The following is an 8,501-nucleotide window of genomic DNA, read 5'->3' as shown; positions in this document are numbered from 1 at the left end:
GTTGACGACCATCGCGAGCGAGCTCGCTCCTACAGACGCATCCAACCAGAGGAATTCATTCATGTCCGCCTATGTTATTTTCATCCGCGAAGCGACCACTGACGAAGCCCAGATGCAGCAATACGCCCAGAAAGCCCCCGCTGCCCGCACCGGCCACGACATCACGCGACTGGCCTTCTACGGTCAGCTCGATGTGCTCGAAGGCCCGCAGGCCGAAGGCGTGGCGATCCTGCGCTTCCCCGACATGGACGCCGCCCGGGCGTGGTACAACAGCCCGGCCTATCAGCAAGCGCGCGAGCATCGTTTGAAGGGCGCGCAGTATCGGATGTTGCTGGTTGAGGGGAGTGATGTTACACCGGCATGATTGCTCGGCACGTGACACCCCCCGTAGGAGCGAGCTTGCTCGCGATGGACTCAAGGATGACGCGGGGCATCAGGATAGCCGCGTCATCGTTGACGACCATCGCGAGCAAGCTCGCTCCTACAGAGAGCAGTCGCGCGGGTCACGGGATTACAACACACCAACCATTGAGGTCCACTTCGTGAGCAAAGCGTCCTACGTTCCGCCCAAGGTCTGGAAACATGAAGCCCCGTCCGGTGGCCAGTTCGCCAACATCAACCGCCCGGTTGCCGGCCCCACCCATGACAAGGCGCTGCCGGTGGGCAAGCACCCCTTGCAGCTGTATTCACTGGCCACGCCCAACGGCGTGAAGGTCACCATCCTGCTCGAGGAGCTGCTGGCCCTGGGGCACACCGGTGCCGAATACGACGCCTGGCTGATCCGCATCGGCGAGGGCGATCAGTTCTCCAGCGGCTTCGTCGATATCAACCCGAACTCGAAAATCCCCGCCCTGCTGGACCACAGCGCACAGCCTCCGATCCGCGTCTTCGAGTCCGGTTCGATCCTGCTGTACCTGGCGGAAAAATTCGGCGCTTTTCTGCCCTCCGACCCCGCCGGGCGCACCGAAACGTTGAACTGGCTGTTCTGGCAGATGGGCGCTGCACCCTATCTGGGTGGCGGCTTCGGGCACTTCTATGCCTATGCCCCGGACAAACTCGAATACCCGATCAACCGCTTTACCATGGAAACCAAACGTCAATTGGACGTCCTTGACCGTCGCCTGGGCGAAAGCACCTACCTGGCCGGCGACGAGTACACCATCGCCGACATCGCGGTCTGGTCGTGGTACGGCCAATTGGTGCGCAACAACGTTTATTCGGCCGCCGAGTTCCTCAGCGCCCACGAATACACTCACGTACAACGTTGGGCACAAGACATTGCCAAAAGGCCGGCGGTCCTGCGCGGTCAGCGGGTCAACCGCACATGGGGCGACGAAGCGACCCAAGTGCCGGAACGGCATCAGGCGAGTGATCTGGACTGAAATCCTCCTGTGGGAGCGGGCTTGCTCGCCAAGTGGCCGTCATATTCAAGCGTATGGGCGACGGACACGCCGCTTTCGCGAGCAAGCCCGCTCCCACATTTGCGGGCAGAGTCAGGCGGATTTGAAGCAGTAGGCGGCCAGTTTGTTGCCGTCCAGGTCGCGGGCGTAGGCGGCGTAAGCATTGGGTGCCCAGCCTCGAGGGCCGGGTTCGCCTTCGCAGCTGCCGCCGCTGGCCAGGGCCGCCGCGTGGAAGGCGTCGATGGCCGCGCGATCCGGCGCCTCGAAGCTGACGGTCACGCCGTTACCCACGGTGGCCGGGGCGCCATTGGCAGGTTTGAGGACGAAAAACGAAGGGGCATTTTCACCCCAGATCGACCCATTCTCGCCCAGATCGGCGATGCGCTTCTGGCCCAGGGCGCCCAGCACAGTGTCGTAGAATATGCGGGCATTTTGCAGATCGTTGGTACCGACGGTGACATGAGTGAAGACGCTCATTTTTATTCTCTCTGTAATGGAACGTGGTGGTTTTGGAGCAACAGTTTCCCGCCGGCACAACTGGCCGGGCGAGAATGCCGGGCAAGTTGTGCCAGTGTTCAGACAAACAACGTTGGTTAGCGTGAATCCACGGGTTCACGCCGGTCAATGCGGCCAAAGATCAACCGGGAAGTACTTTTCTGATATTTGCGTGTACTTGCCCGAGGCATAGAGTTGCGTGAGTGCCTCATCGATTTTGCTCTTGAGCGCGACATCCCCCTTGCGCATGCCCGCCCCTACGCCAAGCCCGTATTGCAACGGGTCCATCTTGACGCTGCCGGTGCCTTTTTCTTCGTAGGCCAAGCCGTCCCTGGACTTCAGGAAGTCGATGTCGCCGAGCTTGTCGAGGAACATCACGTCGATACGGCCGGCAATCAGGTCGGCGTTGCAATCGTCCTGGGTGTTGTAGATGCGGATCTCGGCGCTGTCGCCATAGGCGCTGCGGATGAATTCGGCGTTGGTGGTCGAGCCCTGCACGCCGATGGATTTGCCCTTCAGGCCTTCGGGGCTCAGGGTCAGGTCGACGTTTTTCGCGGCGACGAAGATGCCGGTGGTTTCATAGTAGGGACGCGAGAAGGCAATGACTTTCTGCCGTTCCGGGCTGATGCCCATCGAGTTGAACAGCACGTCGAACTTGTTGGCGATCAGCGCCGGAATGATGCCGTCCCAGGCCACTTCCTTGATTTCGCACTCGGCCTTCATTTGTTCGCACAAAGCGCGGATCAGGTCAGGTTCGAAACCGGTGAATTGCCCGCTGGGGGTCTTGACCAGAAACGGTGGGTAAGGCTCGGCGGCGACACCGAATCGCAGCTTCTCCTGCGCTGCGCTGGCGGGCGCGGTGAAGCTACAGAGCGAAAGGCCGATGGAGGCCGCCAAGGTCAGATTGCGCAGTATTCGTTTCATGGGTCGATCCTTTCTTATTGGAGGATGGAGACAAACGCATGTGGTCGAAAGAGCCTTTGTTACGCCGCCGTTACCGGCAACGGCAGCCAGCCCTGGATGGCCTGCCAGTCAGATTCAAGGGCGGTGAAACGTGAGAGCGAGAAACTGGAAAGATCGGCGAAACTGCAGGCCCCGTCCACGACCAGATCGCGAATGGCATGACCGCTCGCCGGAGAAAGGCCGAAGCCGACGCCGGACAGGGTCGCCACCGTCACGTTGTCCAGCGCGGCGGGCCGATCGATGACCGGACGACCGTCCGGGGTGTTCTCGATGAAGCCTGCCCAGCTGCGAATCACCCGCTTGTGGGCGACCTTGGGAAACAGGTCGGCCAGGCGCCGGGCGATGTTGCATTGCAGGGGTGTGGATTGCGCACGGGTGCTGCGCACGTCCGCCAGATCGACCCATTCGTGGGGCCCTCCACCGTAGGCCAGGTTGCCGCGCAGGGTTTGCCGGCCATACAAACCGTTGCCGTCCACACCGCCGACGTCGAGCAATGGCAGCGGTTCGGTGACGATCATTTCGGCGCGGGCGGTGACCAGCGGAATATCCACACCCAGTTGTGCCGCCAGTACGCCGGTGTGAGGACCGGCGGCAATCACCAGTTGGTCACAACTGATCAGGCCTTGGGCGGTGCGCACACCGGTGACCCGGTCGCCCTCGCGGACGATGTCGAGCACAGGCGTGTGTTCCATGACCCGGCCGCCGAGGTTCTGCAGCGCCCAGGCGTAAGCCTGCAATGTGCGATGCGGGTTGGCGTGGCCGCCGAGGTGGTAGTAGTAGCCGGCGAGCACGTTGTCGCCTGCAAAGGGCACCAGTTCACGCACCTGCTGCGGGTCCAGCCGGTCGACGCGCAGGCCATGCCAGGCGCATTCGGCGACGACTTTTTCATCGAGCGAAACCTGATGCTCGGTGAGGTCGATGCTGATGCGGTCCTTGCGATATTCGGTGGGATAGCCGAGCAGTTCGTCCATCATCGGCCACAGCCGCTGCTCTTCGACAAACAGCGGGCTGTGGTGATGGGAGCAACCGCCGCCGTTGCGGCCCGAGGCGCCCCAGCCGATCAGGCCGGCTTCGAGCACCAGCACATCGACGCCGTCGCGGGCCAGCCACCAGGCGGCGCTCAGTCCGGTTACACCGCCACCGATGATCACCACCGAGGCACTGGATGACGATTTATTGATTGACTGCATGGTCTCAGGCCTCGTTGTGCGGCACGTAGGTTTGAACGGCGGCTTCGGGCCTGCGCTGGGCGACGGTCGGCTCGCCGGTGCACAGCCAGAACGGCGTCCACTGTGACGGCATGTCGAACCAGGCATCCCAATGGCTTTGCATCTGCGGCACTTCCTCGACCTGCCCGGCCTGACGCATCGACAGTGGCCGTACCGGCGGGCGAAACGAGGCCAGGGCAATGCTGTCGACACTCACGCCGGCGCCGATACTCAGCAAGGCCGCCACCTGTTCGCGGCAACGGCGCCCTTGGCACGGGCCCATGCAGGCCCGGGTCAGGCGCTTGGTCACGTCCGGGTTGGGCGAGTCTTTCTGCAGGCCGTCTTTCAAGGTCGCATCGGCCGGTGTCCACTCCAGATAACGCGGCGGTTGCTGGCCGAGGATTTCGCTGGCGGTCACCTCTTCGCACTGGCAAACGAAGGGCTGGTTCTGCGCGTGAAGGGTGGATGCGCGGACCCAGGCGGCGCGATTGGCGGCGATGTCGATGGCAGGTGCGTCGGGCGTTGCTGCCTGTTCGATTGGCGCGATATCGACGCCCAGTGCGACCAGCGCGGTGTGCGCGGCGATCCGGCCTTCGCGGCGGGCGATGTTCTCGTCGAGGCTTTTCGACGACCAGACCCCGGCGCAGTCGCCGGCCACCAGCACGAACGGCAACGAGGTGCGCTGCGCGGCGTCGATGTCTGGGACGTGCCCGCCGCGGTTGGCCTGGAATGACGCGCGGCAGCCTGCGGCCTCCACCAGTTCGATCGCCGGAATACCGCCCACGCCGAGCAGCACCGTGTCACAGGACAATTCCAGCAACGCGTCGTCGACCGGGTGGCCTGAAGTGTCGACTGACACCGCTGTGATACCCGTGACCCCGAACCCATTCCCGAGCGCCTCGCGCACCACATGCCCGGTCAGCACCTGGGCGCCCTGCTCCACCAATTGCGCCAGCAGTGCCGAATCACCGCTCACCTGCGCGGCCTGTTCAATGATGGCCACGATCTGCACGCCCTTGGCGATCAGCGCGTGGGCCGAGACCAGTGCCTGGGTGTCACTGCCGACCAGCACGGCGCGCTTGCAATCCAGGGCTTCGTAAACCGTTGCCAGGCGATGGGCAGCACTGACGCCCATCACGCCGGGTCGATGCCAGCCGTCGAACGCCAGGCCCATGTCGCGCCGACCAGCCGCGACGATCACCTGTTTGAAGCGCAGCAGCGAGGCGTTTTCTTCATCGGCCAGACCGGCCACGGCACCTTCGATCCACGCCGTGGTGCGCTGCTGCGGAAACAGCCCCCAGACCGCCGTGCCGAGTCGTACGTCGACGCCGGCTTCAAGCGCGTCGGAAATTTCCGGGCGGGCATCGAGCAAGGTCTGTAGCACGCTGTTGCGGTTGGCGACCGCCGCGCCCATTCTGCCGCCGAAATGCAGCGGCACTTCTTCGCCCATGGTTTCCAGGGGCACCGGGTTTTCGTCCACCAGGGTGACGCGCAGGCCATGGCCGATGGCGGTCAATGCCGCCGCCAGCCCCGCGGGGCCTGCGCCGACGATCAGGATGTCGGTTTCGTCGCTGATGGGCGGCGCCTTGCCGGCCACTGAGGCGGGATCGTAGTAGTTGTTATGGGTCACCGTGTTTCCCCCGAGATGTAGGCGCGTGCGCGTGGACATGGGCTTTCGACTAGAACAGCGAAGATGGCGGCTTGACGTCGCCCTCGGCGAATCGCGACAGGCGCAGCTGACGCATGTCCAGGCCCGGGTCGCCGGAGTCGATCCAGTCCGCCAGGACCTTGCCCACGATCGGGCCCATGGCAAAGCCGTGCCCGCAGAATCCGGTGGCGATCGCCAGGCCGTTGGGTGAGGTGTGTGCATCGATCACCGGAATGCCGTCGGGCAAGACATCGATCGCGCCCGCCCAGCGGTCGGCGATCCGGGTGTCGATTTGCCCGGGGAATGCGGCCTTGAGTGCGCGCATGGCATGGCCCAGGCCCTTTTCATTGGGTTTGATCAGCGGGTCGCGCTCATGGATGCCAGGGCCCAGGCGCGAGGCTTGCGACCAGGGCATGCGCTGGTGCAAATCAGTCAGGCAGGCGCCGTTGAGATTGAAACGGAACGACTTGCGATGCGCCCACAGCGACGGCGCATACCAGTGCAGGGCGCGCAGGTGGCCGAGGGTCATGTCGACGTCGACATGGGCGTCGTCGGCGATGTTGAAGCTGCCGTCCAGCCGCTGGCGGAAACCCACGCCGTTGGCGATGGTGGAGATGCCACTCAGGGTCGGCCCGGCGGTGGTGCGGGCCACGGTGCCGCGCACCAGTTGCTGGGGCAGCTCGATGCCGAGCATCTTCAGCAGGCGGAAGGTGGTGACACCGGCGGCGCAGACCACGGTTCTGGCTTTGACGTAGCCGCGCTCGGTGTCGACGCCGACCACCTGGCCGGCGGCGACATCGATGCCCTTGGCGCCACAGTGCTCGACCAGCTGCACACCGCGTTCACGGGCACGCATGGCGAAGGCGCGGGCCACCAGGGTGGGCTCGGCCTGGCCGTCGCTGGCGGTGAACAGGCCGCCCAGTTGCGGCACGGCGTAACCCGGCAGTTTCTTCTCGACTTCGCGGGGCGAGAGCATCACGGTGTCGACGGAAAAACTGCGCGCCACGCTCAGCCAGGAGGCGTAGCCATCGCGTTCTTCTTCGTTGCCGGCGACGAACAGGCAGCCATCGTTGCGCCAGCCCAGATCGGTCTGCAGTTCACGTTCCAGGGAGCGCCAGAGGCCGATGCTCGCCTGCATCAGCGGCACTTCGGCTTCGTCACGCGATTGCTGGCGCACAAAACCCCAGGCCCGGGACGATTGCTGGCCGGCCAGCACGCTTTTTTCCAGCAACAGGACCTTCACCCCCGCTTTGCCAAGGTAATACGCGCAGGCACAGCCCATCAGGCCGCCACCGATGATCACCACGTCGACTTCACGGGGCAATGGGTGGTCCTGGGGGGCCGACTTGCCGGCAAATGCTGCTACGGGACTGTTCATAGGGGAAACCGCCAAGTTGAAATGACGCGTGGCGCTGCGTCTAGCTTTGAGCTAAGAATGTGCCCCGCTGATTCGAAATTACAGTGATGTATCTGCATTAATTCCATGTGAGGAACGCATAGAAACATGAGCCGCCAACTGCCCTCGATCGAGCTGTTGCAAGCCTTCCTGACGGTCGCCAAGACCGGCAATTTCGGCAAGGCGGGTGAGCAGCTCAACCTCAGCCAGAGCGCGGTGAGCCGCCAGGTGGCGCAATTGGAGGCACGCCTGGACACACGGCTGTTCGAGCGGCATACGCGCAAGATTGTGCTCACCGCTGAAGGCCGGTCGCTGGTGCCCGTGGCTGAACAGGTCATCGGCCTGCTGTCGGATGCCTCGTTCATGCTCGCCAGCGTGGGCAGAAGCGTCAGCCTGCGCGCCCACCCGACCATGGCCGCGCGCTGGCTGATTCCGCGGCTGAGCGAGTTCTATCGCGTGCATCCGCAGGTGACCGTCAGTGTCGACACGGTGTATCACCGCTTTCCCGACTTCGCCTTTGAATCCATCGACGCGATGATCGCCTACGGCACCGCCACCTGGCCCGACTTCGAGGCGCTGGATTTATGGGAGGAAGAACTGATTCCGGTGTGCTCGCCGCAGTTGCTCGAAGGCACGACGGCGCAGGCATTGCTCAAGACCGCGCGGCTGGTGGACTCGAGCATGGATCGCCTGGATTGGCGTCGCTGGGAGGAGTACTACCCCGGCTCAACGGGGCCGGATAACGACCACCTGACGTTCGACACCCTGGAATCCGCCATCGTCGCGGTCAAATGCGGCCAGGGCATCGCCCTGGTCGACGCAGTGCTGACCCAGGATGAATTGCTCAACGGGCAACTGGTCCGCGTGCATGACGGCCGCATCGTGACGGGTGGGCGCTACACCCTGGTCTACCCACGTCGAGTGAAACACTCGAGCGGGTTTTCCGAGTTTCTGGAATGGATGGGGAAAGTGACCGTGGCAAACCGGTAGGAGCGAGGCTTGCCCGCGATGACACCGGCAAATCCAACATTGATGTCGCCTGACACACCGCCATCGCCAGCAAGCTGGGCTCCTACAGGGGCCGCAGGTGTCCGCGTGTGCACCCAACATCAATGTGGGAGCGGGCTTGCTCGCGAAGAGGCCGGCACATTCAACATCGATGTCGCCTGACACACCGCCTTCGCGAGCAAGCCCGCTCCCACAGGGGTTTGTGTCATGCCCAGCATCCATGGCCAACCCAAAACATGGTGGGAGCTAGCCTGCTAGCGATGAGGCCGGCACATCCAACATCAGTGGTGACAGACACACCGCCATCGCTGGCAGGCCAGCTCTCACAGGGGGTTTGTGTCATGCCCAGCATCCATGGCCAACCCAAAACACGGTGGGAGCTA

At 63.7% G+C, this 8,501-nt stretch carries 8 protein-coding genes; 3 read left to right on the top strand and 5 right to left on the bottom strand.

Translation table 11 applies throughout. The features are described from left to right. Positions 1 to 61 precede the first annotated feature (61 nt). Together B0W55_RS27680 and yghU are read left to right on the top strand one after the other, a co-directional pair. Positions 62 to 364 (top strand): DUF1330 domain-containing protein, encoded by a 303-nt coding sequence (locus B0W55_RS27680; protein ID WP_077049089.1) that lies wholly within the window; start codon positions 62 to 64, stop codon positions 362 to 364. Between the two features lie 178 nt (positions 365 to 542). After that, positions 543 to 1,382: a glutathione-dependent disulfide-bond oxidoreductase gene (gene yghU, locus B0W55_RS27675; RefSeq protein ID WP_077049088.1), complete on the top strand. Its 840-nt coding sequence runs from the start codon at positions 543 to 545 to the stop codon at positions 1,380 to 1,382. 111 nt (positions 1,383 to 1,493) lie between these two features. Here yghU and B0W55_RS27670 read toward each other — a convergent pair whose 3' ends face one another. The 5 genes from B0W55_RS27670 to B0W55_RS27650 form a co-directional block, all read right to left on the bottom strand. Next, a complete protein-coding gene (locus B0W55_RS27670) occupies positions 1,494 to 1,877 on the bottom strand; it encodes a VOC family protein (protein ID WP_077049087.1) in 384 nt (127 codons plus the stop codon). A gap of 144 nt (positions 1,878 to 2,021) precedes the next feature. Then, positions 2,022 to 2,819 (bottom strand): transporter substrate-binding domain-containing protein, encoded by a 798-nt coding sequence (locus tag B0W55_RS27665; RefSeq protein ID WP_077049086.1) that lies wholly within the window; start codon positions 2,817 to 2,819, stop codon positions 2,022 to 2,024. A 59-nt stretch (positions 2,820 to 2,878) separates the two neighbouring features. Continuing rightward, a complete protein-coding gene (locus B0W55_RS27660) occupies positions 2,879 to 4,048 on the bottom strand; it encodes an FAD-binding oxidoreductase (protein WP_077049085.1) in 1,170 nt (389 codons plus the stop codon). 4 nt (positions 4,049 to 4,052) lie between these two features. Next, positions 4,053 to 5,696, bottom strand: coding sequence for an NAD(P)/FAD-dependent oxidoreductase (locus B0W55_RS27655; protein WP_077049084.1), 1,644 nt, complete (start codon positions 5,694 to 5,696; stop codon positions 4,053 to 4,055). A gap of 49 nt (positions 5,697 to 5,745) precedes the next feature. Beyond that, complete coding sequence (locus B0W55_RS27650; protein ID WP_077049083.1) at positions 5,746 to 7,092, bottom strand: FAD-binding oxidoreductase; 1,347 nt, start codon at positions 7,090 to 7,092, stop codon at positions 5,746 to 5,748. Positions 7,093 to 7,218: 126 nt separating this feature from the next. On the opposite strand from B0W55_RS27650, the gene B0W55_RS27645 reads away from it, so the two are divergent. Beyond that, positions 7,219 to 8,100 carry a LysR substrate-binding domain-containing protein gene (locus B0W55_RS27645; RefSeq protein ID WP_077049082.1) on the top strand — a complete coding sequence of 294 codons (882 nt, stop codon included), beginning with the start codon at positions 7,219 to 7,221 and terminating at the stop codon, positions 8,098 to 8,100. The last annotated feature ends 401 nt before the right edge of the window (positions 8,101 to 8,501 follow it).

The sequence above is a fragment of the Pseudomonas sp. KK4 genome (assembly GCF_001984065.1).
Lineage (GTDB): Bacteria > Pseudomonadota > Gammaproteobacteria > Pseudomonadales > Pseudomonadaceae > Aquipseudomonas.
This window is presented reverse-complemented; position numbering and strand designations above follow the sequence as displayed.

Excerpts from the sequence above, each read along its gene's own strand:
- B0W55_RS27650 (WP_077049083.1), bottom strand. The coding sequence starts at position 7,092 with ATGAACAGTCCCGTAGCAGCATTTGCCGGCAAGTCGGCCCCCCAGGAC.
- B0W55_RS27645 (WP_077049082.1), top strand. The coding sequence starts at position 7,219 with ATGAGCCGCCAACTGCCCTCGATCGAGCTGTTGCAAGCCTTCCTGACG.
- B0W55_RS27680 (WP_077049089.1), top strand. The coding sequence starts at position 62 with ATGTCCGCCTATGTTATTTTCATCCGCGAAGCGACCACTGACGAAGCC.
- B0W55_RS27660 (WP_077049085.1), bottom strand. The coding sequence starts at position 4,048 with ATGCAGTCAATCAATAAATCGTCATCCAGTGCCTCGGTGGTGATCATC.
- B0W55_RS27670 (WP_077049087.1), bottom strand. The coding sequence starts at position 1,877 with ATGAGCGTCTTCACTCATGTCACCGTCGGTACCAACGATCTGCAAAAT.
- B0W55_RS27665 (WP_077049086.1), bottom strand. The coding sequence starts at position 2,819 with ATGAAACGAATACTGCGCAATCTGACCTTGGCGGCCTCCATCGGCCTT.